This window comes from Streptomyces sp. NPDC044719, from assembly GCF_056433405.1.
In genome coordinates this window covers 115,214-138,302 of sequence record NZ_JBWKHE010000009.1, presented here as the reverse complement: position 1 = coordinate 138,302, position 23,089 = coordinate 115,214, and the positions used below count along the sequence as shown (strand labels likewise).

The window sequence follows — 23,089 nt, the reverse complement described above, 5'->3', positions numbered from 1 at the left end:
CCGTTCACGACCGTGCCCCATCCGCACGGGCGGCGGACGCTGAGCGGGGGCAACGCCGCCGACGGAGGAGAGACCGACATGACCACCGCCCTCTCACGGAGCTGGGAACACGCCGTCGTCACGGGTGGTGCCGGGTTCGTCGGATCCCATCTGTGCGCGGCCCTGCTGGACGCGGGCGCCGCCGTCACCTGTGTGGACGACTTCAGCACCGGCAGACCGGAGAACATATCGCCGCTGCTCGAACGACCCGGCTTCACGCTGGTGCAGGCCGATGTCGCGGAGGACCTGCCGGTCAGACAGCGGCCCGACCTCGTCCTGCACTTCGCCTCCCCGGCGTCCCCGGCGGACTACCTGCGGCTGCCGCTGCACACCCTGGACACGGGCAGTCTCGGCACCCGCAACGCCCTGGACCTCGCACACTCCGCCGGGGCCCGCTTCGTCCTGGCCTCGACCTCCGAGGTCTACGGCGACCCGCGGCAGCACCCCCAGGACGAGCGCTACTGGGGCAACGTCAACCCCGTCGGCCCGCGCAGCGTCTACAGCGAGGCCAAACGCTTCGGCGAGGCGCTGACCACCGCCCACGCGGAGGCCCGCGGCACCGACACCTGCATCGTGCGGCTGTTCAACACCTACGGCCCCCGGATGCGCGGCGAGGACGGACGCGTGGTGCCCGCCTTCGTGCGGCAGGCCCTGGCGGGCGAGCCTCTCACCGTCAGCGGCGACGGCCGGCAGACCCGGTCGCTGTGCTACGTCGACGACACCGTGCGCGGCGTTCTGGCGGCGGCGGCACACGGCATGCGCGGCCCCGTCAACATCGGCAGCCCGACCGAGATCAGCATGCTCGACCTGGCGCGCCTGGTCGTCGAACTCGCCGGGTCCTCCTCGGAGATCCGCCCCGTCGCCCGCCCCGTGGACGACCCGGCCGTGCGCTGCCCGGACATCACGCTGGCGCGCGACAAACTCGGCTGGGAGCCGCAGATACGCGCCGAGGAAGGGCTGCGGCGCGCGATCGCATGGTTCCGCGAGGACGCGACGAACGGCTGACCCACCCGGTCAGGCCCCGGTTCCTCGCCGCGGGCACCGGTTCCTCGCCGCGGGCACCACCGCGCCCCGCTCTCCTCGGCGTGCGGCGGTGCCCTAAAGCCTGTCGTTTGGATCACGCCGTAGACGCGGGGCCTGGCACGCACATCTGCCGCGTTGTCGTCGGTTGCCGACTCCCCCACGCTCGGCTTCGCTCGCGCGGGAGGGACCCCCATCGCGCCGACGCCCTCCTCCGCCTTGCAGCTGCACGCACCAGGCCCCGCTCACCGGCGCTGACAAGGTGCCGCCGATTCCCTGCGACCTGATCCAAACGACAGGCCCTAGTCGAACTTGCCGCGGCCGGTCAGCGCGTCGCGCAGCCGGTCGACCATCCCCGTGCCCGGAGCCAGGAGCTTGTTCGCCGGAGGCTTGTCGGGCGCGGCGGGGTGGGGCCGGGTCGGGGCGGTCTTCTTCGCCTTGCGGACCTTCTCGCCCAGCTCGTTGAGCGTGTCCATCGGACAGGCCTGCCGCAGCGCGGGGAAGAGGGTCCCCTCCTCGTCCGCGAGGTGGGAGCGGATCTCGCTCATCAGCATGCCCATCAGCCGGTCGAAGTCCGCGTCGCCCGCGTCGCAGCCCTCCAGGTCCTTCATGATGCGCTCGGCGGTCGCGTGGTCGGCGAGTTCCCGGTCGGCGAGGGCGTCCCCGTTGGCCACGTGCTCGCGTACGGCCGGATACAGATAGGCCTCCTCGGCCACCGAGTGCCGTACCAGCTCGATCGTCACCTGGTCCGCGTACACCTTGCGGTCCTGGTGACCGGACGGCAGTGCCTCGATCCTGCCGAACATCTCCTCGACTTCGCGGTGATCGGTCACCAGCTCGTCGATGACGTTTCCTCCGTGTCCCATGTCCTTCACCTCCAGTCCCCGGGTCCCCCCTGCCACGAATGGGCTAACGCGCCATCCCGGACCCGCACCGCCGGCGGCTCAGACGGGCAGCCTGGCCCGGACCCGGCCGGCCGCGGCGGCGGGCCGTGCGGTGGCACGGACGGAGCGGCGCACCAGTCCCGCGTCGTGTCGCAGGCCATGGGCGGCATGGGTGCCGCGCCACAGCAGCGAGGGGCGGGCGCCGGTGTCGTCGGCGGCGATCAGCAGCCCGCCGAGCATCGACATGTTCTTGAAGAAGTGGATGCGCTGCTGGGCCCGTTCCGAGGGGTCCTCCGCCTCCCAGAAGCGGTGCGCCGCGAGCGTCGTGGGCACCAGCGTGGCCGCGATGGCCAGCGCGGCCGGACGCGGCATACGGCCCGTGGCCAGCATCAGGCCCGCCACGACCTGTACGGCGCCGCTCAGCCGTACGACCTGCTCGGTGCCGTCGGGCAGCGCCGAGAGACGTTCGGTGACCGGTTGCACGACAGGCTCGGCGACCGGGGCGACCTCCTCCGGGGCACGGACGGAACTCAGGCCGCCCGTCAGGAACATCGAGGCCAGCATGGGGCGGCCGAGCACACGCAACAGGCTCATGGTCCTCTCCAGACGTGTCGGTGAGTACAGCGTTCGCCGGGTTCCCCGTCAGGGGCGAAAGCACGCACCCGGGTCGCGCCGTGGGGCTGATACGCGTGCGCCGGATGTTGAACATGTGATGTAAATAAACTCATGGGTAAGTTGGCATGATTTGTTCCCATCAGGTGCACTAGAGGAGGAAAGCATCCGCTTCCCTCAAGGAGATGGTGCAATGTCCCCCACCGAGAAGGTCACCAAGGAACTGACGGGCATCCAGAGTGCCGACATCGAGGCGGCGCTCGACCCGGCTGAGACCGACGGCATCTACCGCGACAGCCGTGAGTGCGCCGCACTCGCGCTGTTCAAGGGCGGATTCGGTCTCCTCCTGTCGCCGCCCACCCCGCGCCCCAAGAAGGGTTGAGTGGACCGACAGGAGCAACCATGAAGCAGTCAGGCACTTCGTCTCTCTTGCAGGACGCGGTGCAGGACCTCGCTTCCGGCGTGGTCTCCGCTCTTCGGAGCGGAGACCACGCTCGTGCGGCCGCCCCCGTGGCGGTCGACCCGGAAGCGGAGGGCCTCGCCCTCGCGGCCGTACGTGTGCTGGGAGCCGACGCGTTGCTGCCGAGCACCCTTCAGCACACCCCGCCCCCGCCCGACGAACTCGCCGTGTTCCACAAGGCCGTGGAGGCCTACCCGCCCGGCGCCGGGGCCGCCCCCACCGTCGTGTGGAGCCACTGGGCCATGCGACGGACTCTGCGGCGGCTCGACCCGGGCCACGCCGTCGGCCCGGACGAAGAACCCGACGCGGCCTGGCTCGAGGGCGCGAGCTGGCAACTCCTGACGCACCAGCTCGCGGTGCTGGCCGCCCTCGCCCTGCCCGGCGAGGACAGCGCGGTCGCCCGCGCGGCCGTGCACCGGCCGGTCGACGTCGCCCGCGGCTTCGTGCGGGCCGTACGCCGCAGGGACTGGCGGCAGGCGGCCGGCGCCGGACGCTGGCTGACGCTGCTGGACGGCGTACCGCGGACGCTGGGGCTCGAGAACGGCCTGGACTTCGTGGAGCTGATGGGCGGTCAGGACCCGCTCGTGGCACTGCAGGTACGGGCGGCACGGCTGACACGGACGGGAGCGTTCGTGTGAGCGACGTACGGGGGCCACGCCAGGTGGCCGAGGACGCGCTGGCGTGGGTGTCCGCACACCGTGAGCAGTTCGCGCTGGGCGAGGACGCGCTGGCCGCCGACGGACAGGTGAACCGCAGCTGGAAACCGCTCGGAGAACTGGCCCAGGTGTGCGCGACCGTCTCCCAACACACCGCGCCCCCGGATCCGCTCCACGCGTGCGCGGCCGACCTGATGGCCTTCGCGTGGCAACAGACCGGCCGGGGGGAGCTTTTCGTGCGCCTGCAACGGCTGGAGCCCTTCGCCACCTACCCGCTGGAGGTGTACGCGGCCATGGCCGCGGCGGGCCTGCGGCACCCCGGCTACGAGGCGGCCACCGCCACGGTGGCCCGCACCCGCGGCTGGCGGCTCACCGAGCAGGAGCCCACCCGGCGGCTCGGCGTCCTGAACGCCGAGACCCGCAGCGGCATCCGGCCCTCCGACGCGATGCCGCAGGCGCTGCGGCACACCTGGCTGGCCGGGCTGCCCGAGCCCTGGACCTTCGAGCAGTCCTCCGGCTACTCCCTCACCCACGTGGTCTTCCACCTCACCGACTGGGGACGCGCCGGGCCCGGGGGCGTACCACCGGACGTCGCCGACTACCTGGCCGACTGGCTGCCGCCCTGGCTCGACACCTGTCTGGACGCCGGGATGTGGGACCTCGGCTGCGAGCTGCTGGCCGTGGCGGCGAGCCTGCCCCTGCTGCCCGAACCCGCCGTCCTCGAGGACGCCTGGGCACGGGTCGCGGCGGTACAGCACCCCTCCGGCGCGATCCCCGAGCAAGGAGGCGGAACGGACCACGACGGCGGCCCGGACTTCCTCACCCACTACCACCCCACCCTCATGGCCGCCTTCGCGGCAACCCTCACCACAGGGCGTCTCGAGGACGGAGCCCGGGCGGGCACGCACCACCGGCCCGGCGGACAAGGAGTGCTGGGATGACCGACACCCGCCTGATCCACAACGTCGGGGCCGGCGCCCTGGAATGGCTGTGGGCCCACCGCGACGGATTCGAGCTGGAACCCGACGTCGACCCGGAGGTCGGATTCCTGGAGCGCTTCAAACCCATCGGCGAACTCGCCATGATCTGCAAGGTGCTGTTCCGCGAGGGCGTCGCGGGATCGCGCCAGGCACAGCTGGCCCGGCAACTCGTCGACCACGCCTGGCGCGAGACGCTGGACGGCGGCCGCATGCTGGTGCGCGGGCAGCTCACGGAGCCGATCTCCCCCATCCCGTTCGAGGTGTACCTGCCCTTCAAGGAACTCGGCTACAGCCAGCCGGAGGTGGAGCGGGCGGCCGCCCTGAACCACCGGCTGGACAGCTGGGTGGCGTTCGAGGCGACCCCCACCCGCAGGCTCGGACTGTCCGCGTTCCAGCGCCGGTTCGGCCTCCCGCCGCGTCCTGCGGAGGCCGAACTGCGGGAGACCACCTGGCTGGCCCGCACCCCCGAGCCCTGGACGGTGGAGGGGCACATCGCCTACGACGTCACGCACAACGTGTTCCACCTGACCGACTGGGGAGAGAACCCGGACGGCCTGCCGCCCGACACCGCCGATTACCTCGCGACCTGGCTGCCCGTCTGGATCGACGACTGGCTGGACCTCGAGCGCTGGGACCTGCTGGGCGAACTGCTGGTGGTCGACGCCTGCCTGCCCCGCCCGACGCTGGACGAACGGGCCTGGGAGGGCTTCGCCGCCGCTCAGCAGCCCGACGGGGCCATGCCGGCGCTACGGACGATGCCCGAGGGCGACCCCGACGAGGTGTTCGACATCGTCTACCACCCGACCCTGGTCGCCGCCTACGCCTCCGTCCTGGCCACGTCCCGCTCCCTGTCCCGCCTGGCACACGCCTCGTGACGACCCGCCGGCACGCCCCGCGGCAGGGCGAACCGCTCGACGACCCACGCGCCACGGACGCGGCCGCTCACCCCGCCCCGCCCGTCCGGTCACCGGAACTCCCCCCGGACGACGTGGCGCTCGGCGCCCGGCTCGCGGACGCCGTCACCGCGGCCGACGCCCCGGACGTCGTCTTCGCCCTCTCACGGCACGGCCGCCGCATCGTCCTGAGCGGCGGCACCGCCCCGCCACCGCCGCTGCCCCGGGAGGAGCTGCGGTACGAGATCGGCTCGGCCGCCAAGACGTTCACCGGGCTGCTGCTGGCCCGGCTGATCCACAGCGGACGGCTGTCAGGCGGCGAGCCGGCCATCGCCTTCCTGGACAGGGGGCGGCCGGCCGGTGCCCACCCGGTGACGCTCGCCCATCTGATCACCCACACCTCCGGACTGCCCGCCCTGCCGCCCGGCTTCCTGCTCCGGGGCCTGCCCGCCTGGCACACCAACCCCTATGGCCGCTTCCCGGCCGCCCGGGTCGTCGACGCCTTTCTGCGTCACCGGCCGCGCCACCGCCCCGGCACCCGGTGGCGCTACTCCAACTACGGCGTCGCCGTACTCGGACACGCGCTCGCCGCCGCGACCGGCACACCGTGGGAGGACCTGCTCACCGGCCAGGTCCTGCACCCGCTCGGCCTGGACGGCACGACCCTGCGCGCGGACGACTCCGGATTCGACGCGCTCGGGCACGGCAGGGACGGCCGGTCGCCCGTGCCCCCCTTCGACGCCGGGGGCTTCCAGGCCGCGGGTGCCGTGCGGGCCACGCCGCACGACCTGCTCACGTTCCTGGAGGCCCATCTGGACCCCACCGGCCGATCACCGCAACTGACCGCGGCCCTGCGCGAAGTGCGCCGGCCCGTGCTCCGCCGGGGCATCGGGCACCGGCACGTCCACACCACAGCCTGGTTCCGTCACCCGACCGGCGGCGGGCCGATGTACTTCCACAGCGGGGCGACCCTCGGCCAGCAGGCGTTCCTGGGCTTTTGCCCCGGCACCGGCACGGCCCTGGCCGCGGTGTGCACTCGCCGCTTCCGCGGCCACGACCCGTTCCTGGCGTCCGCCTATGCGCTGCTGACGGGGGAGTAGCGGGCCCGGCCCGGCGCCGACGGCGTGTGCCGTGCCGGCGCCGGACCGCCCTGCCCCTTCGTCACACCCGCTGCCACAGGGCCGGGGTGCGGGTGGGCGCCCACGGGCCCTGGGCCTGGTGGGTCTGCAGGCACCGGTAGCGCACCCCGGCGTGACTCACCGTGACGCCGGCCTCGTAGACACGGCCGGCGGCCCAGGTCTGCGCGACGTTGCCCTGCGGCGCCGCGGCTTCGGCGACCGCGGTCTTCAGAGTGAGGCCGAAGTCGCTGAGGAGCGCGTTGATCGGCTGGAAGAAGGTCGTGCCCCGGCTCTTGCAGTCGCCCGTGCCACCGGAGGTCACGCCCTGCGCCTGGACGCCCGCCACGTAGGGCCCGCCGGAGTCGCCCGGCTCGGCGCACACCGTCGTCCGGGTCAGCCCGTCCACCCGGCCCTCGGCGTAGCTGACACTGGCGTCGTGCTGCTCGATCTTGCCGCAGTGCCACCCGGAGGTGGAGCCGGAGCGGCAGACGGCGGCCCCGACGAGCGCCTGGACCGAGCCGGTGACCTGCACCTTCTGCTCACCTTCGACCTTCACGTTCGCCGTGGTCGTCCACTGGTCGTTGACGGCCACCCACGACATGTCCTTGCCGGGGAACGTGGAGGCCTGGAACGTGCCCTGCTCCGCCTGGTTGAACCCGGTCGTCGTGGCGCCCTTCTTGCCGCAGTGGCCGGCCGAGGCGAAGCCCTGCTGCTCGCCCTTGGTGACGGAGAAGCCGATCGAGCAGCGGGCGCTGCCGTTGATGTAGTAGGGATCGCCGCCGGTGATGTCCGCCAGGAGGCGCGGCCGGTCCGCCGTCACCGTGACGCCCACGCTCTTGGCATCGAGGCCCGCGGCCTTGACGAACGCTGCGGCCGCGGCCTTGCTCCGGGCCTGCACCACGACTCGGTTCGCCGGGATGTCGACGTACCACAGGGGCGTGTCCCGGGTGTTGGCACGGGCCGCTGCCCCGTCCAGCTTCCTCTTCGCCGCCTGCAGGTCCCGGAGCGTCTTCTTCACGACGGCGGCCTTGGCCCCCTGGGCCTTGATGGCGGGCACGTCGGCGGTGTTGGTGGTCGCCACCACGAGCTCCTGCGCTGTCGTACCGCGCAGCCAGGCCCCGCCGAAGCGGCTGCCCAGGGCGTTGCGCAGCCGCCCCGCCCGGGTGCCCGCCTCCGCCTCGTTGACCAGCCGCCGGGACGCCTGGGCCGGTGTCAGCCCGAGGTCGCGCTCCAGAGCGCGCAGCACCTGAGCCGACGGCCGGTCGGCGCCGAGGGTCTGGGCGGCCGAGGGCAGCGGACCCGCGGGGGGCGTCGGCTCGGCCGCCACGGCGGAGGGGAGCCCGGTGGCGACGAGCAGGCCGAGTGCGGTCAGGGCCGCCCGGCGGCCGGTCACGGCGTGTCTGTGGACCATGCGATGTGTCTCCTTCGATCACGGTGGAACTGCCGCAAGCCATAGGCCTTGCCGCAACGGCCCGGAGTGATGTCCCGGTCCGCCCCGGTTCGCGCTTGGGCGCGGGGAAGGGCGCCAAGTGCAGTACTGCGGTCGCCGGGCGTGTCACGCGGACTTCAGGCCGGGCGAACCCACCTCCGTGACGAAGGACGCGGTCGTCGAGACGGGGCCTCCGGGCTGCGTGATGGACGGGACGGTCCGGAAGTCGACCTGGGCGTTCGCGCGGCCCAGCTCCACCCGGACGTAGCCGCGCCGCCCGTCGTAGTACTTCATGTGGGGGTTGGCCCGCAGGTAGGTGTCCCAGTTGTCGGGCTTCTCGGTCCCGTTGCCGCCGCTGGAGATGGAGGTGCAGGTGAACTCCGTGCCCAGCGTCTTCGACCGCGGGTCGTCGAAGTCGTCCTTGATGTCGAAGGCGTATCCGACGTGGACGTCGCCGGTGAGGACCATCCAGTTGTCGATGCCCGCGGCCTGCGCGCCCGCCGTGACCCGGTCGCGGGAGGCGCGGTAGCCGTCCCAGGCGTCCATGGAGACCCGGGCCGGCCCGGTCACGTCGAACTTGCGCTGGGAGAAGCACACCTGCTGCGGCATCACGTGCCACAGCGCGGAGGAGTTCCGCCAGCCGTCCAGCAGCCAGCGTTCCTGAGCGGCGCCGGTCAGGGTGCGGGCCGGGTCGTCCGACTCGGTGCCCGGCGCGTGCGGCCGGTCGTCGTAGGCCTGGTCGGAGCGGTACTGGCGGGTGTCGAGCAGGTCGAACTGGACGAGTGACCCCCAGGCCAGCCGGCGGTACAGCCGGGCGTCGGGGCCCTGCGGCAGCTGCTCGGCGCGCAGCGGCTGGTTCTCCCAGTAGGCCCGGTAGGCGGCCGCGCGTCGTGCCAGGAACTGGTCCGGGGAGGTGCCGTTCTCGTCGAAGCCGCCCGCGTAGTTGTTCTCCGTCTCGTGGTCGTCCCAGGTGACGAGGAACGGGTGCCGGGCGTGCGCGGCCCGCAGGTCCGGGTCGTTCTTGTAGAGCGCGTAGCGCAGCCGGTAGTCGGCGAGGGTGATCGTCTCGCGGTTGAACACGTCGGGCAGCTTGCGGTCGCTGTAGCGGCGGGCCCCGCCGGCTGAGTCCACCGGGTACTCGTACAGGTAGTCGCCGAGGTGGAACACCACGTCGACGTCCTCCTCCGCCAGATGCCGGTGGGCCGTGTAGTAGCCGTCCTGGTAGGCCTGGCAGGCCACGGCGGCCAGCCGCATGCCGGCGGTGGCGCTGCCCGCGGCCGGTGCCGTACGGGTCCGGCCCGTGGGGCTGATCCAGCTGCCCACCCGGAACCGGTAGTAGTAGTGGCTGTTCGCCCTCAGGCCTTTGACATCGACGTGCACGCTGTGGGCGTACTCGGGATGCGCCGTGGCGACACCCCGCTGCTCGACGAGCGCGAACCACTCGTCCACGGCCACCTCCCAGGAGACGGCGACCCGCTCCTGGCCCAGGCCGCCGTCCGCGGTGAACGGCTCGGGGGCCAGTCGCGTCCAGATCAGCACCGAGTCGGGCAGCGGATCGCCGGAGGCCACGCCGAGGGTGAAGGGGTCGTCGGAGACCCGGGCGGCGTCGCGTTCCGGAGCGGCGGCGGCGCCGCGGGCCGGCCGGTTGGTGCTGAAGGCGAGCATCGCCGCCGCCGCGGTGACGGTCAGGAAGCGGCGGCGGGCGACGTGCGGCGCCGCGGTGCGCAATACGGCGTCGTGCGGCGAGAAGGCATGCTCGGACGGTGCTCTTCGACGGCCCGTCAGCGCCATCTGGTGTCCTCTCGTACGGGGCAGGGCGCCCCGGACGGACGCGTGGGGCATCGCCGACGTGGGGAGCGCGGAGCATGCATGCTAAGCAGACAAAATGCCTGAAGCGGGCGCGACCTGCGGGGCGTTCACACCAGAGGCGGTACGGGAACGGCACCTCGCGTCACCTGTCGTGGAACACGGAAAACGCCGCCGGCGTCGGCCGGCGGCGGAGAGTGAAGGGGCAGGGGGGGAGCCGACAGGGGCCCCGGGGAGCTAGCGGGCTGCCTGGGCGGCGGCACCGGTGGTCGCGTGATCAGCGACCGGCAGGTGGTAGACGTGGAACGCCCGCCCGATGACCGGCTGGGCGACATTGCGCACCCGTATGCCGCCGCTCGTCATGCCGTGCTCCGTGCCGGCGTGGGCGTGCCCGTGCACCGCGAGATCGGCGCCGGCCGTGTCGATCGCCTCGGCCAGCAGATAGCTGCCCAGGAAGGGATAGATCTCCAGCGGTTCGCCCGCCAGCGTGTCCGGGACGGGGGAGTAGTGCGTCAGGGCTATCCGCGCGTCGCAGCCCTCCTCGCCGAGCTGCTCCAGGGACGCCCGCAGGCCGTCGGCGCAGCGGCGCGAGTGCCTGACGAACTCCTTCATGACCGGCTCGCCGAACTCCCCGGCGCAGCGGCCGACGAAGCCGCCGCCGAACCCCTTGGTGCCGGCCACGCCGATCCGCGCCCCGCCGCACCGCACGACCGTCCCCTGCCCCTCGAGGACATGGGCTCCGGCCTCCCTGAGCACGGCCGTGACCTCGTCGGGCTTGTCGTCGTGATGGTCGTGATTGCCCAGGACGGCGACCACCGGCACCCCGAGGCCCTGGATCTCCCGAGCCACCACCCGGGCCTCCTCCAAAGTGCCGTGCCGGGTGAGGTCCCCGGCCAGCAGCAGGAGGTCGGCGCACTCGGGCAGGGTCTCGAACGCGGGGCGGAGCAGGCCCTGGCTGTCGGGCCCCATGTGGATGTCTCCGACGGCTGCGATGCGGATCATGAGAGTTCCTCCGCGTGGTCGGGGGAGGACGCCTCGGTGACCACGAGGTCGCTGTGCACCGGTATTCCGGCGAGCTCCTCGAGGGCGGTGCGCAGGATCTCGTCGCGGCAGGGGGCCGAGGGTACGGTGCCGGTGAGCAGCACCGTCCCGCCGCGGGCCTCGGCCCGTACGCCCAGTTCACCGAGTTCGCCGGAGGCGAGCCGGTCCTGGAGGTGGGCGATGCGGTAGTCCAGGCTCTGTGCCGGCGGCGCGCCGCCCGGCTCCTGGGAACCGTGGGTGCTCATGGGTGCTCCTTCAGATGACGTTGAGGCGCTCCAGGAGGAAGAAGAATGCGGCGGGCATGGGCGCGTCCCCGCACTCCCGCCGCACCCGCTCCCAGTCGACCTTCTCCCGCAGGGCACGCGCGATGGGAAGGGCGGCGCCGAAGTCGCAGTGGTGCTCGGAGAAGGCGGCGGCCAGGCTCCACAGCAGGTCCGTCGGGGCCAGCACGGGCATGCGCACCGAGTCGACGGAGATCTCCTCCGCCCGCTTCAGCATGTCCGCGCCGACCGGCCGGTCCGCCAGCTCGAAGATGATGTCGACGGGCTGGCCGAAACACGTCGCCTTGATCAGCCAGTCCTCCGGTGGTGTGTAGACGGTCAGTCCCGCGTCCCGGAGCGTGACCGCCACCGCCTCGGCGTCCTCGGGGCGGATGGCGAAGTCGACGTCGTGCTGGAGGTTCTTCTCGCCTCCGTGCGCGTAGGCCGCCACACTCCCGGCCAGTGCGAAGAGATGTCCCTTCCGCTTCAGCAGGGAACCGACCTGCTTGGCCGCCTCCAGAATCGCCTGGTTGCGGTCCAGGGGCAGTTCGTGCGGCGGCTCGCCGGCCTGCGGGTCCTGGGGCGGCGCGGGCTCGGTCCGGTCCGGAGCCAGTCGGAGGTCGGGCGTACCCGGCCGCCGGACGAGCGTCGCGTCATCACCGTTCTCCGTCATGACCACTCCCTTCGCCGAACCGGACACTCCGCCGCCTCACGGGCCCGCGTGCCCGCTCTGAGTACCCAGCGCGCCCGTGCCGACACGGAAGGCTGCGACTGCCTGCTCCGGCCGAACAAGACAAGCGCTCACACCGTCGACGACGGAATATGGGGCGAGAAGCTGGAGAACCGGTTGAAGCCGGATAAAAAACGCGCCCGTGGAGGTCGACATGAACCAGGAGACATCACGTTCGTCTGATCTTCCGCAGCCGTTGCGGGCCGTAGCCTCGGGCCTCAGGCATCTGCCGGGTGCGGAGCAGGTGGGCAAGGTGGCCGGAGGAGCCCTGGACAAGGTCGGCGCGGTGTCGCCGCGCGGCCGCCGGATGGCCGTCTACGCCGGTGCCGGTGTGCTCGGTGTGGCCGGAGTGGTGGAGTGGCCGGTGGCGCTGACCGGCGCCGCCGTCGCCTGGCTGACCCGGCCCCGGCCCGGACAGGAACCCGACGGCGCGTCACCGAACGGCGGCACGCGGACCGCCCGGGCCGGTGAACGCCGCGAGGGCACCGGTACCCAGGACACGCCGGACGACCAGGACACCTCCGCGTACGGCCCCGGCGGCAGGCTCGCCGCGTCCCACTACCGGCACGACCGCCACGACCGGCCCGAACAGCACGTCCACGAACAGCCCGCCAAGGTGGGCGACACCGCCACCGCCTCAGCGCTGAAGCAGGTCGCCGAGGCCACCGCCCACCACGAAGCGCACGGCGAGGAACCGGACCGGGAACACGCTCACCCACAGGGACACGACAGCCGGTCCGCCGGCTGAGTCAGGACATCGGCAGATGCTCACACGCTTCGACGTCGCCCCGCTCGTCGGGGCCGTGGCCGGGGCGGCCGCAGGGGCCGTCCGCGGCACCGCCCAGGGCATGACGTCCGTCTACGACACCACGCGGCGCGTGCGCAACGTCGCGCGCAACGCTCTGACCGGCCAACAGCACTGGAAGGCCGGGCAGTACGTCCACCTCGCTCTGCGGCGCTCCGACGGCGGGGCCGGCACGCTCGCCCGCGAGCTGGCCGGGGAACTGCTCGACCACCCGGACGTCCTCATGGCGTACTGGGACGAGGGGCTGTCCCGCATGGTGATCACCGTGGCCGAGGAGGCCGCCACCGACCGGGTCACCGAGCGGGCCACCGCACTCGCCGCCCGTTTCGGCCTGGAGGAGGGCGCCGACCCGAACGCCCGGGACACCAGTCACCCCGGCGACCCCACCGAGGTGCGCGTCACCGCGGCGGCGATCCTGCTGGACGTCGCCGGCGCGGCCGGTGCCCTGGCCGGCCGGTCCCTGCGCCTGCCGCCCACCTCACGCGTCATCACCGCCACCGTCACCCTGCTGCGCGAGAACCCCCGCTTCCGCGCCCTGCTCCGGGACCGCTTCGGCGGCTCCGGCATGGAACTCGTCCTCGCCGCCGCCAACGCCGCCGCACACGGCGCCGGCCAGACCCCGCTGGCGCTCCTGCTCGACGGCGTGCTGCGCGGCACCCAGCTGACGGAGGCCGTGGCCAGGGCCGCGGCCTTCGAGGCACTGCACGACGACATCCTCCACGAACGGCGCACCAGCCTGCCCTGCCCGCCGGACACCCGGCCGCCGCTCAAGGTGACGCCCGCCGCGGAGTACGCCTCCCACGCCAGCACGGGCAGCGTCGCCGGCGCCGCCGCCACCCTCCTCGTCACGCACAGGGCGAGCGACGCGGCCGAAGCGATCCTCGCGGGATCCCCGAAGGCGGCCCGGTACGGACCAGCAGCCTTCGGCGCCACCCTCGGCACCTTCCTCGCCCACGCCGGGATCCTCCTGCGCAACGGGGAGCGCCTGCGGCAGCTGGAGATCGCCGACGCCCTGGTCCTGCACGCCGATGCCCTGCGCAGCAGGCGGGAGGACACCGAAGGCGACGGCGACGGGCTGCCCGACGACCCGGTCCACCCCTTCGCCGAGGCCGTCCTCGACGCCGCCCGCAGGGCGGGACTGCACGTCGTGATCGCCGGTGGCTCCGACCTGAAGGACATCACCCGGCTCGCCGACGAGGTCGCCCCGGGCGCGAAACCGTTCGGCGACGTCGTACGGGCCTTGCAGCAGGACGGGCACGTGGTGGTGACCGTCGCCCGCCTCAGGGCGTCCGGCGACGGGCACGTGGCGGAAGGACTGCCCGCGGGCGACGTGGCCATCGCCCTCGCCGACGGACGGGCCGCCGTCTCCTGGGGCGTCGACGCACTGGCCCCGGGCGGCCTCGCCGACGTCTGGCGGCTGCTGACCGCGATCCCCGCGGCCCGGCGCGTCGGACGCCGGTCCCAGACACTGGCCCGCGCGGGCGCCGCCCTGTCGGGGCTCCTGGTCGCCCGCGGCGGACAGCGCCTGGGCCGACTCGGCATGTGGCCCCTCACCCGGCACGCCCCCGTCAACATCGCCGCCGCCAGCGCCCTGCTCAACGGCTGGCTCGCGGCCGTCCGGGTGGCCCGGGCCACCCCGCCTCCGCCACGACTGCACATCCCCTGGCACGCCCTGGAGCCGCACGAGGCCCGTGAGCGGCTGGGACGCAACCGACGCGACGACGAGCCCCGCGGACTCGCCCTGCTCGCCGACCGCTCACGACAGCAGGCCGGACGCCTGATCCGCCACCCGGCCGTGACCCCCGCCCGCTGGACGTGGCAGGCGGCCGGTGCCGTACGCCGCGAACTCGACGATCCGCTCACCCCCGTCCTGGCCACGGGCGCCGTCGCCTCCGCGCTGCTCGGCTCGGTCGTCGACGCCCTGCTGGTCGTGGGTGCCATGGACCTGAACGCCGTGACGGGCGGACTCCAGCGGCTGCGCGCCGAACAGGCACTGGCCCGGCTGGCCGCCCGGCAGCAGCCCAAGGCCCGCAAGCAGGACAGGCGCCGGCGCACCGTCACCGTCGACGCCGCCCGGCTGCGGCCCGGCGACGAGATCAGCCTCGATGCCGGCGACGTCGTACCCGCCGACGCCCGGCTGCTGGAGGTCGACGGTCTCGAGGTCGACGAGTCGGCACTCACCGGCGAGTCCCTGCCGGTGACCAAGGCCGTCGACGCCACGCCCGGACTGCCGGTGGGCCAGCGCACCTGCATGGTGTTCGAGGGCACGACCGTCGTGGCCGGACGCGCCACCGCGCTCGTCGTCGACACCGGCGACCAGACCGAGGCGGGCCGTGCCGTCACACTCGCCTCCCGCACCCCGCCGCCCGCCGGCGTCCAGGCCCGCTTGCAGGAACTGACCCGCAAGGCCCTGCCCGTGACCTTCACGGGCGGCGCCGCCGTGACCGGACTGTCCCTGCTGCGCGGCAGTCCCGTACGACGCGCCGTCAGCGGCGGTGTCGCGGTCGCCGTCGCCGCCGTGCCGGAAGGACTCCCGCTCGTCGCCACCGTCGCGCAGATGGCGGCCGCCCGGCGGCTGTCCCGGCGCGGCGTCCTGGTCCGCACCCCGCGCACCCTGGAGGCGCTCGGGCGGGTCGACACCGTCTGCTTCGACAAGACCGGCACCCTCACCGAGAACAAACTGCGACTGGTCCGGGTCGCCACCGCCGACGGCACCGTCCTCGAGACCGGCACCGAACAGGCCCTGCCCGTCGTGCGCCTGGCCGCGCGCGCCTGCCCGCAGGAGGAGACGGGAGAGGGCCGTCGTGTCGCGCACGCCACCGACGAGGCCGTCCTCGACGTCGCCCCGCCCGACGAGGGCTGGGACCCGACCGGCGAGCTGCCCTTCGAGACACGGCGGGGCTACGCCGCGGCGGTCGGCCGCGACGGCGACCCGGACTTCGGTGAACTCCTCGTCGTCAAGGGCGCCCCGGAGACGATCCTGCCGGCCTGCCGGGACCTTCCCGGCCACGCGACCGACACCGCCCACGAGCTGGCGGGAAAGGGGCTGCGTGTCCTCGCCGTCGCCCGGCGCCCCTGCCGGGCCGACGACGCCGAGGCCGAACTCGACGCGCCGCTGGCGGACCTGGAGTTCAGCGGTTTCGTCGCCCTCGCCGACGTCCCGCGCGACACCTCGCACGCCCTGCTCGCGGAACTCCGCCGCTCCGGCATCCTGCCCGTCATGCTCACCGGCGACCACCCCGAGACCGCCCGCGCCATCGCCCTGCAACTGGGCTGGCCGGAGGAGACCGAGGCGGTGACCGGCGACGAACTCGTGGCCATGGAACGCCGCGAGCGTGTCCGGGTCCTGCGCGGCGCGGGCGTCATCGCCCGGGTCGCACCCGAGCAGAAGCTGCACGTCGTCGAGGCCCTGCAACAGGCCGGACGGGTGGTGGCGATGGCCGGCGACGGTGCCAACGACGCCGCCGCCATCCGCGCCGCCGACGTCGGGGTCGGCGTCGAGTCCCGCGGCTCCGCGGCCGCCCGCAACGCCGCCGACCTCGTGCTCACCACGGGCGACCTGTCCGTCCTCGTCGACGCGGTCGCCGAGGGCCGCGCCCTGTGGCGCAGCGTCGCCGACGCGGTGAGCATCCTCATCGGCGGCAACGCCGGCGAGGTCGGCTTCAGTGTCCTCGGCACCCTGCTCGCCGGCGCCTCACCCCTGTCGACACGTCAGCTGCTGCTGGTCAACCTGCTCACCGACATGTTCCCGGCCATGGCCGTGGCGGTCACGCCGAGCGACGACCCCTCGACGGCGGAGCACGCCGCGACCGGCCCGATGGGCCTGGGCGTCCTCGGCGCCCCGCTGCTGCGCTCCATCCGGCGCCGGGGCATCACCACCTGCCTCGGCGCGGTCACGGCGTACCTCATCGGCCGCCTCACCCCGGGCACCGAACGCCGGTCCACCACCATGGCCCTGTGCGGTGTCGTCGGCGCCCAACTCGTGCAGACCCTCTCCGGCCGCCGCCACAGCACGCTGGTGTGGGTGACGGCCCTCGGCTCGGCCGCCGTACTCGCCGCGCTCGTCCAGACTCCCGGCGTCAGCCACTTCTTCGGCTGCACCCCGCTCGGCCCGGTGGCCTGGGCGGGCGTGGCCGCGGCCATCGCCCTTTCGGCCCTGGCCCCGCGCCTGGAACGCCTCCGTGCCGTCCATCTGCTCTACGAGGCCCTGACCCGCTTCGCCCTGCGCCTGGGCGACCTGACCCAGCAGGCCCGGGAACTGCTGCAGAGCGGGATCGCCCGGCCGGTGGTGGCGTAGCGGGCGGGCACGCACGGCAGAAAGCGGCCGCCACCGCGTGCAGTGGTGGCGGCCGCCCGCTGTCGCCGGTTCAGACCGCGCCGCGCCAAGCGCCCGTCTCCGAACCCCGGGCCTCCATGAACTGCTTGAACCGCCGCAGGTCACCCGAGACCTGCCGCTTGACGAACCCGAGCTTGTCGCCCACGGTCTCGGTCAGCCCGACGGGATCGAACTCCAGCTGCAGCATGACCTTGGTCGTGTCGTCCTGGATGCGGTGGAAGGTGACCACACCGGCCTGCCTGGCCTCCCCGCCCACCGTCGTCCAGGCGACGCGCTCGTCGGGAACCTGCTCGGTGATCTCCGCGTCGAACTCCCGCTCCTGGCCGCCGACCTTCGTCACCCAGTGCGTCAGCGTGTCGGTGCGCTGCTCGATGCGCTCGACACCCTCCATGAACTGGGGAAAGTCCTCGAACTGGGTCCACTGGTTGTACGCGGTGTGCACCGGGACGCGGACCTCGATGGATTCCTCTACCTGTGACAAGGCGGTACCTCCCTTTCTCGTACGGAGAGCGACGGACGGGTACCAGATCCCGCGCCGACCACTCCTGCTCCGGACGACTTGTAAGGTCGGGTGCCGTGGCCACCTTGCTGATCGTCCATCACACGCCCTCGCCCAACTGCCAGGCGATGTTCGAAGCCGTCGTCTCCGGGGCGACGGACCCCGAGATCGAGGACGTCCGGGTCGTACGCCTGCCCGCGCTGTCCGCCACCGCCTCCGACGTCCTCGCGGCCGACGGCTGCATCCTCGGCACCCCCGCGAACCTCGGCTACATGTCGGGCGCCCTCAAGCACTTCTTCGACCAGGTCTACTACCCGTGCCTGGACGCGACGCGCGGCCGGCCCTTCGGGTTCTACGTGCACGGCGGGAACGACGTGACCGGAGCGGTGCGGGGCATCGAGTCCATCACGACGGGCCTCGGCTGGCGCCGCGCCGCCGCGGCCGTGACCGTCACCGGCGAGCCGGACAAGGGCGACATCGAGCGGTGCTGGGAACTGGGCGCGACGGTCGCCGCGGGACTCATGGGCTGACCGGGTCAGGTCTTCTCCACCCGGCGCCGGTCCTCCTCGTCCCACGCACGGGTGTCACGCGGCTGGGTGTACGGCTCGTCCTCGGGCGGATGCCCACCGGCGACGGCCCGCTGCCGTACCGTCTCCGCGTCGAACTCCAGGCCCAGCAGGATCGCCAGGTTGGTGATCCACAGCCACACCAGGAAGACGATGACACCGGCCATCGTGCCGTAGGTCTTGTTGTACGAGGCGAAGTTGGCCACGTACACGGCGAAGCCCGCCGACGCGGCCAGCCAGATCAGCAGGGCCAGCACACTGCCCGGTGTGACCCAGCGGAATCCCTTCACCTTGGCGTTCGGGGTCGCCCAGTACAGGATCGCGATCATGATCGTGACCAGCACGACGAGAACGGGCCACTTGGCGAACGACCACACGGTCAGCGCGGTGTCGCCGATGCCCAGGGTCGTCCCGGCCTGACGGGCCAGCCCGCCCGTGAAGACCACGATCAGCGCGCTCATCGTGGCCAGCACCATCAGCACCACCGTCACCCCCACCCGCACCGGCAGCACCTTCCACACCGGCCGCCCTTCGGGCATGTCGTAGACGGCGTTGGCGGAGCGGATGAACGCCGCCACGTAGCCGGAGGCCGACCACACCGCCAGGAGCAGACCGACGATCGCCATCAGTGAGCCGACACCGGCGTTGCCCTGCAACTGCTCGACGGCGCGGGTGATGATGTCCCGCGCCGCGCCGGGAGCGAACTGCTGGATGTTCTCGAGCACCTTGTCCGTGGTGGATTTGCCGGTGATCCCCAGCAGCGACACCAGGACGAGCAGCGCCGGGAACATCGCCAGCACCGTGTAGTACGTCAGCGCCGCCGCCCGGTCGGTCAGCTCGTCCTTCTTGAACTCCCGCACGCTCCCCTTCAGCACCGCGCCCCACGACGTCCGGGGCAGCTCACTCGGCGTGTCGGGCGCCGCACGCTCCACCTCGGGCCCCGGCCCGGCCGCCTCGGGCGCCGGCGGAGGGCTCTCCGACGGCTCCGAGGGCGCGGTCTCGCTCTCGTGATGTTCTTTTCGTCCCGGAATATGCAGCTTCACCATGTGGGCCGGGTAACCCCGGTCCGGGCCCTTAAGCCGAGCCGCAGGTCGCCGCCCTCGCCACAGCGGGTTGAGGGAGCGCTCCCACACCGTGCACGATGCCGCCATGACCGCGTCCCCCGCCATCCGCCCGTACCGCCCCGAGGACCGTCCGGCCCTCGACGACATCTGTATCCGCACCGCGCACGCAGGCCAGGACAGCCGCCCCCACTACGCGGACCCGGGCATCTTCCCGGTGACCTTCGCGGCTCCCTACGTCCGTCTGGAGCCGGGACTGGCCTTCGTCCTGGACGACGGCCAGGGGCGGGCGGTCGGCTACATCCTCGGCGCCGCCGACACCCCGCGCTTCGCTGCGGAGTTCCGCACGACATGGCTGCCCCTCGTCGCCGGCCACTACCCGGAACCGCCCGAGCCGCCACGCACCCCGGACGAGGAGATGGCTCATCTGCTGCACCACCCGGAACGAATGGTGCTGCCCGAACTGGCCGCGTATCCCGCGCATCTGCACATCGACCTGCTGCCAGGCTGGCAGGGCCGGGGCCACGGACGCCGCCTGATGCGGACGCTCCTAGGGGCCCTTCAGGACAGGGGAGTGCCGGCCGTCCATCTGGCCATGGCAACCGCCAACACCGAGGCCAGGGCCTTCTACGACCGTCTGGGGTTCCGCGAGATCAAGGTGCCCGAGCCCGGCTCGGCCACCTACCTCGGACGCACCACGAGCGAACTCGACCGGCTCTGACGGAAGTGGCGCAATCGTGTGTTGCCGACTGGTGCCATCGGGCGCAGCGTGGGAATGCGGGAGCGCTCCCACGCCGCGCCCGCACTCCCCACGCACGGCACACCGCAAGCACCGCAACCCCCACATCCGAAAGAGGAGATCATGAATTGTCATGGTCATGCTCGTAAAGAAGCCCGTTCGGTCAGGTCCCGTCTGACGCTCGCCCTGAGCGTGCTGGTCGCCGCGCTGCTCAGCCTGATCCCATGGAGCGGCACCGCAGTCGCCCACGGCTCGGTCGTCGACCCGGCATCCCGCAACTACGGCTGCTGGCTGCGCTGGGGGAACGACCACCTCAATCCCGCCATGGCCCAGCAGGACCCCATGTGCTGGCAGGCATGGCGGAGCGACGCGAACGCCATGTGGAATTGGAACGGCCTGTACCGCAACGGCTCCGGCGGCAACTTCCAGGCCGTGGTGCCCAACGGCCAACTGTGCAGCGGCGGCCGTACCGAGGGCGGCCGGTACAACTCCCTCGACACGGTCGGCGCCTGGAAGACGACGGACATCGGCGGCAACTTCACCGTGAAGCTCTACGACCAGGCCAGCCATGGCGCCGACTACTTCCTGGTGTACGTCACGCGGCAGGGCTTCAACCCCGCCACCCAGCCGCTGACCTGGAACGACCTCCGGCTCGTCACCCGCACCGGCAAGTACGCGCCCAGCCAGAACTACGAGATCCCGGTGAGCACTTCGGGGCTGAGCGGCCGGCACGTCGTCTACACGATCTGGCAGGCGTCGCACATGGACCAGACCTACTTCCTGTGCAGTGACGTGAACTTCCGCTGACCTGCGGCTGCGGCTGCCGTACCCCGCCGGACGGGGCGAGTCCGGCGGGGTACGGCCGGGCGGGCTTTCTGAGAGTTCCCGAAGAATTTCAGGAGCGGCTGAACGCTCCGGTGCTCGCGCACGTATGGGGCGAGGGGATTTTCATGCCCGGCACGCCTCAAGCGCAGGAGAGCACCCTTGGCACGCAATTCGCGAAGACGCCCTACAGGCCCACGGCGCGCGACCTTCGCCGCAGTCGCGCTGATGCTGGGCGGAGGCGGCCTGATGGCGGCGAACGTCTACGCCTCGGCCACGGACGGCGGTTCGGGCGGTGAGTCCGCCCAGACGCGGTCCGGTACGGGGGTGCGGACCGCCGGCGCCACCATCGACTGCCCGGACGTCGGCAGCAAGCTGACCTCGGTCCCCGAGCAGGCGAGGACGGAGGTCGACAAGGAACTCGCCCTCCTGGACGAGCAGATCGCCAAGGCCTACCAGCGGCTGAGCGAATCGGCGCAGCAGATCCAGCAGGATTCCGGCTTCGCCGACAACGCGATCATGAACCCGCTGAAGGAGAAGCGGGGCGCGACCCTCGAGCGCATCGCCATCGCCATCGACCGGGTGGGCGACCGCCCCGAGGGACTCGACGCCCTCGCCGCCTGCACCGTACGGGAATCCGGCAACCAGGCTCCCGAGCAGGGCGAGGGCCAGGCCGGCGAAGGCGAGGAGCAGCCCGGCGAGGAGCAGGACCAAGGCGGCCAGGAGCAGGAAAACGGCCAGGAGCAGGGACAGGGCAACAACGGCGGACAGGCGGGCAACGGACCGGTCGCCGCCGACTTCGCGGACATCACCAGCGTCCAGCCCAATGTGAACAGCCCCCGCCAGCAGGGCGACGCCTCCCGCGGCACCTTCGCCACCAGTTGCGGCGTGAACGAGAACGGCCTCTTCAACTCCGACAACATCATCGCGGCCCCGGGTGTCACCAACGGCGCCCACCACTTCCACGACTACGTCGGCAACCAGGCCAACAACGCCTTCGCCAGCGACCAGGACCTGGCGAACGCCGAGACCAGCTGCGACGACCAGGGCGACAAGTCCTCCTACTACTGGCCCGTCCTGCGCCTGCAGAACGGCACCCAGGAGCAGGACGCCAACTCGCCCGGCGGCGGCATCGAGGGCAACGCCGGCGCGATCGTCACGCCGAAGCAGGTCACCCTGAACTTCGAGGGGAACCCGCGCGACAAGGTCACCGCCATGCCTCGGCTGCTGCGCATCATCACCGGCGACGCCAAGGCGTTCGTCAACGGCACGGCCAACGCCAACGCCTCCTGGAGCTGCACCGGCTTCGAGGACCGGCAGCTGAAGGACAAGTACCCGCTCTGCCCTGAGGGCAGCGACGTCGTGCGCTCGTTCAAGTTCCAGAGCTGCTGGGACGGCCGCAACATCGACAGCGCCAACCATCGCACCCACGTGGCGTTCGCCGACGCCTCCGGCGCGTGCCCGTCCGGCTTCCGGCCGATCCCGCAGCTGGTCCAGCGCATCGTCTACGACGTCGACGCGCCGAGCCTGCGGGACGGCGGCCGTACGACACCGCTGTTCGCGGTGGACTCCTTCCCCGAGCAGCTGCACAAGCCGGTCACGGACCACGGCGACTTCATCAACGTCTTCGACGAGGACCTGATGGGGGAGATGGTCGACTGCATCAACGAGGGCCGAAAGTGCGGAGCCGGAGCGGGAGCAGAGCCGGGCGAGGAGCCGAGCGAGGAGCCGAGTGAGGAGCCGAGTGAGGAGCCCGGGGCGGGCGAGGAGCCGAGTCAGGAGCCGACGAAGACCCCCGAGGCTCCGCAGGAGCAGCCCACCCGCACCCCGGACGCCCCGCAGGACGGCAACGCCGGCGGCAAGCCGGGCGACACGGGCAACGACGGAGAGGACGGAGAGGGCGAGGCTTCCAGGCCACCGGCGACGGACAAGCCGGCCCCCGAGCCGGCGCCGAGCGACTCGCCCGCCGACGAGGCCGAGGTGTACGCGACGCCCTCGGCGAAGTCCGGTGAACAGGGCGGCTCGAAGGACGGCAGCGGCGAGGACTCGGACGGTCTCGGCCAGTCCCAGGCCGTCGGCACGGCGACCAGCGCCGCCGCGACCCCGGCCGCCCCGCCCCGGACCGAGCCCCAGGCGGTCGGCAGCGGCAGCCTGGCCGAGACCGGCGCCCAGCTCTGGCCGGCCGCGGCAGGCGCCGTACTCGTCATGGCGGGCTTCGTGGTCCTCCGCCGCGCCAGGCGCAGCTGACACGGCGACGCCCTGACGCGCCCCGGGAACGGCGGCGGGACCCTCCTCGGATCCCGCCGCCGTTCCCTCGTGTCGTGCCGGGGCGA

Annotated in this window: 21 protein-coding genes; 12 read left to right on the top strand and 9 right to left on the bottom strand. The window is 72.6% G+C overall.

Annotated elements, in window-relative coordinates; all coding sequences use genetic code 11:
- Nucleotides 1–78: 78 nt before the first annotated feature.
- Nucleotides 79–1,044: an NAD-dependent epimerase/dehydratase family protein gene (locus AC07DF_RS32530; protein WP_478979574.1), complete on the top strand. Its 966-nt coding sequence runs from the start codon at nucleotides 79–81 to the stop codon at nucleotides 1,042–1,044.
- Between the two features lie 317 nt (nucleotides 1,045–1,361).
- Here the strand turns inward: AC07DF_RS32530 and AC07DF_RS32525 are convergent, their stop codons facing one another.
- A complete protein-coding gene (locus tag AC07DF_RS32525) occupies nucleotides 1,362–1,925 on the bottom strand; it encodes a hemerythrin domain-containing protein (RefSeq protein WP_478979572.1) in 564 nt (187 codons plus the stop codon).
- 78 nt (nucleotides 1,926–2,003) lie between these two features.
- On the bottom strand, nucleotides 2,004–2,537 hold the full coding sequence (locus AC07DF_RS32520; RefSeq protein ID WP_478979570.1) for a DoxX family protein: 534 nt from the start codon (nucleotides 2,535–2,537) through the stop codon (nucleotides 2,004–2,006).
- A gap of 211 nt (nucleotides 2,538–2,748) precedes the next feature.
- On the opposite strand from AC07DF_RS32520, the gene AC07DF_RS32515 reads away from it, so the two are divergent.
- The 5 genes from AC07DF_RS32515 (at nucleotide 2,749) to AC07DF_RS32495 (ending at nucleotide 6,644) form a co-directional block, all read left to right on the top strand.
- Nucleotides 2,749–2,937, top strand: coding sequence for a hypothetical protein (locus tag AC07DF_RS32515; protein ID WP_399025747.1), 189 nt, complete (start codon nucleotides 2,749–2,751; stop codon nucleotides 2,935–2,937).
- A 20-nt stretch (nucleotides 2,938–2,957) separates the two neighbouring features.
- Entirely contained in the window at nucleotides 2,958–3,653 is a 696-nt protein-coding gene (locus tag AC07DF_RS32510) for a hypothetical protein (RefSeq protein ID WP_478979568.1), read from the top strand.
- Complete coding sequence (locus AC07DF_RS32505; protein WP_478979566.1) at nucleotides 3,650–4,612, top strand: DUF6895 family protein; 963 nt, start codon at nucleotides 3,650–3,652, stop codon at nucleotides 4,610–4,612. Before AC07DF_RS32510 ends, AC07DF_RS32505 begins: the two co-directional genes overlap by 4 nt.
- Complete coding sequence (locus tag AC07DF_RS32500; RefSeq protein WP_478979563.1) at nucleotides 4,609–5,526, top strand: DUF6895 family protein; 918 nt, start codon at nucleotides 4,609–4,611, stop codon at nucleotides 5,524–5,526. The genes AC07DF_RS32505 and AC07DF_RS32500 overlap by 4 nt, the downstream gene beginning before the upstream one ends.
- A gap of 113 nt (nucleotides 5,527–5,639) precedes the next feature.
- A complete protein-coding gene (locus tag AC07DF_RS32495) occupies nucleotides 5,640–6,644 on the top strand; it encodes a serine hydrolase domain-containing protein (protein ID WP_478980193.1) in 1,005 nt (334 codons plus the stop codon).
- A 61-nt stretch (nucleotides 6,645–6,705) separates the two neighbouring features.
- Here AC07DF_RS32495 and AC07DF_RS32490 read toward each other — a convergent pair whose 3' ends face one another.
- The 5 genes from AC07DF_RS32490 to AC07DF_RS32470 form a co-directional block, all read right to left on the bottom strand.
- On the bottom strand, nucleotides 6,706–8,073 hold the full coding sequence (locus AC07DF_RS32490; RefSeq protein WP_478979560.1) for an alpha-lytic protease prodomain-containing protein: 1,368 nt from the start codon (nucleotides 8,071–8,073) through the stop codon (nucleotides 6,706–6,708).
- A gap of 144 nt (nucleotides 8,074–8,217) precedes the next feature.
- Nucleotides 8,218–9,882: an alkaline phosphatase D family protein gene (locus AC07DF_RS32485; RefSeq protein ID WP_478979557.1), complete on the bottom strand. Its 1,665-nt coding sequence runs from the start codon at nucleotides 9,880–9,882 to the stop codon at nucleotides 8,218–8,220.
- A 252-nt stretch (nucleotides 9,883–10,134) separates the two neighbouring features.
- Complete coding sequence (locus AC07DF_RS32480) at nucleotides 10,135–10,899, bottom strand: metallophosphoesterase family protein (RefSeq protein WP_478979554.1); 765 nt, start codon at nucleotides 10,897–10,899, stop codon at nucleotides 10,135–10,137.
- Nucleotides 10,896–11,183 carry a BON domain-containing protein gene (locus AC07DF_RS32475; protein WP_478979551.1) on the bottom strand — a complete coding sequence of 96 codons (288 nt, stop codon included), beginning with the start codon at nucleotides 11,181–11,183 and terminating at the stop codon, nucleotides 10,896–10,898. The genes AC07DF_RS32480 and AC07DF_RS32475 overlap by 4 nt, the downstream gene beginning before the upstream one ends.
- Before the next feature lie 10 nt (nucleotides 11,184–11,193).
- Nucleotides 11,194–11,871 carry a nucleotidyltransferase family protein gene (locus tag AC07DF_RS32470; RefSeq protein ID WP_478979548.1) on the bottom strand — a complete coding sequence of 226 codons (678 nt, stop codon included), beginning with the start codon at nucleotides 11,869–11,871 and terminating at the stop codon, nucleotides 11,194–11,196.
- Between the two features lie 211 nt (nucleotides 11,872–12,082).
- Here AC07DF_RS32470 and AC07DF_RS32465 point away from each other — a divergent pair, with 211 nt between their 5' ends.
- Both AC07DF_RS32465 and AC07DF_RS32460 read left to right on the top strand, forming a co-directional pair.
- On the top strand, nucleotides 12,083–12,676 hold the full coding sequence (locus tag AC07DF_RS32465; RefSeq protein WP_478979545.1) for a hypothetical protein: 594 nt from the start codon (nucleotides 12,083–12,085) through the stop codon (nucleotides 12,674–12,676).
- A gap of 16 nt (nucleotides 12,677–12,692) precedes the next feature.
- Nucleotides 12,693–17,030, top strand: coding sequence for an HAD-IC family P-type ATPase (locus AC07DF_RS32460; RefSeq protein ID WP_478979542.1), 4,338 nt, complete (start codon nucleotides 12,693–12,695; stop codon nucleotides 17,028–17,030).
- 70 nt (nucleotides 17,031–17,100) lie between these two features.
- On the opposite strand, the gene AC07DF_RS32455 is transcribed toward AC07DF_RS32460, so the two are convergent.
- On the bottom strand, nucleotides 17,101–17,550 hold the full coding sequence (locus AC07DF_RS32455; RefSeq protein WP_382488663.1) for an SRPBCC family protein: 450 nt from the start codon (nucleotides 17,548–17,550) through the stop codon (nucleotides 17,101–17,103).
- A 95-nt stretch (nucleotides 17,551–17,645) separates the two neighbouring features.
- On the opposite strand from AC07DF_RS32455, the gene AC07DF_RS32450 reads away from it, so the two are divergent.
- Complete coding sequence (locus tag AC07DF_RS32450; protein ID WP_478979538.1) at nucleotides 17,646–18,098, top strand: flavodoxin family protein; 453 nt, start codon at nucleotides 17,646–17,648, stop codon at nucleotides 18,096–18,098.
- A gap of 5 nt (nucleotides 18,099–18,103) precedes the next feature.
- Here the strand turns inward: AC07DF_RS32450 and AC07DF_RS32445 are convergent, their stop codons facing one another.
- A complete protein-coding gene (locus AC07DF_RS32445; RefSeq protein ID WP_478979535.1) occupies nucleotides 18,104–19,180 on the bottom strand; it encodes a YihY/virulence factor BrkB family protein in 1,077 nt (358 codons plus the stop codon).
- Nucleotides 19,181–19,283: 103 nt separating this feature from the next.
- Here AC07DF_RS32445 and AC07DF_RS32440 point away from each other — a divergent pair, with 103 nt between their 5' ends.
- The 3 genes from AC07DF_RS32440 to AC07DF_RS32430 all read left to right on the top strand — a co-directional run bounded on the left by AC07DF_RS32440 (nucleotide 19,284) and on the right by AC07DF_RS32430 (nucleotide 23,003).
- Complete coding sequence (locus AC07DF_RS32440; RefSeq protein WP_478979532.1) at nucleotides 19,284–19,916, top strand: GNAT family N-acetyltransferase; 633 nt, start codon at nucleotides 19,284–19,286, stop codon at nucleotides 19,914–19,916.
- 141 nt (nucleotides 19,917–20,057) lie between these two features.
- Nucleotides 20,058–20,741, top strand: coding sequence for a lytic polysaccharide monooxygenase auxiliary activity family 9 protein (locus AC07DF_RS32435; protein ID WP_478979529.1), 684 nt, complete (start codon nucleotides 20,058–20,060; stop codon nucleotides 20,739–20,741).
- Between the two features lie 264 nt (nucleotides 20,742–21,005).
- On the top strand, nucleotides 21,006–23,003 hold the full coding sequence (locus AC07DF_RS32430) for a DUF1996 domain-containing protein (protein ID WP_478980191.1): 1,998 nt from the start codon (nucleotides 21,006–21,008) through the stop codon (nucleotides 23,001–23,003).
- Nucleotides 23,004–23,089 lie beyond the last annotated feature (86 nt).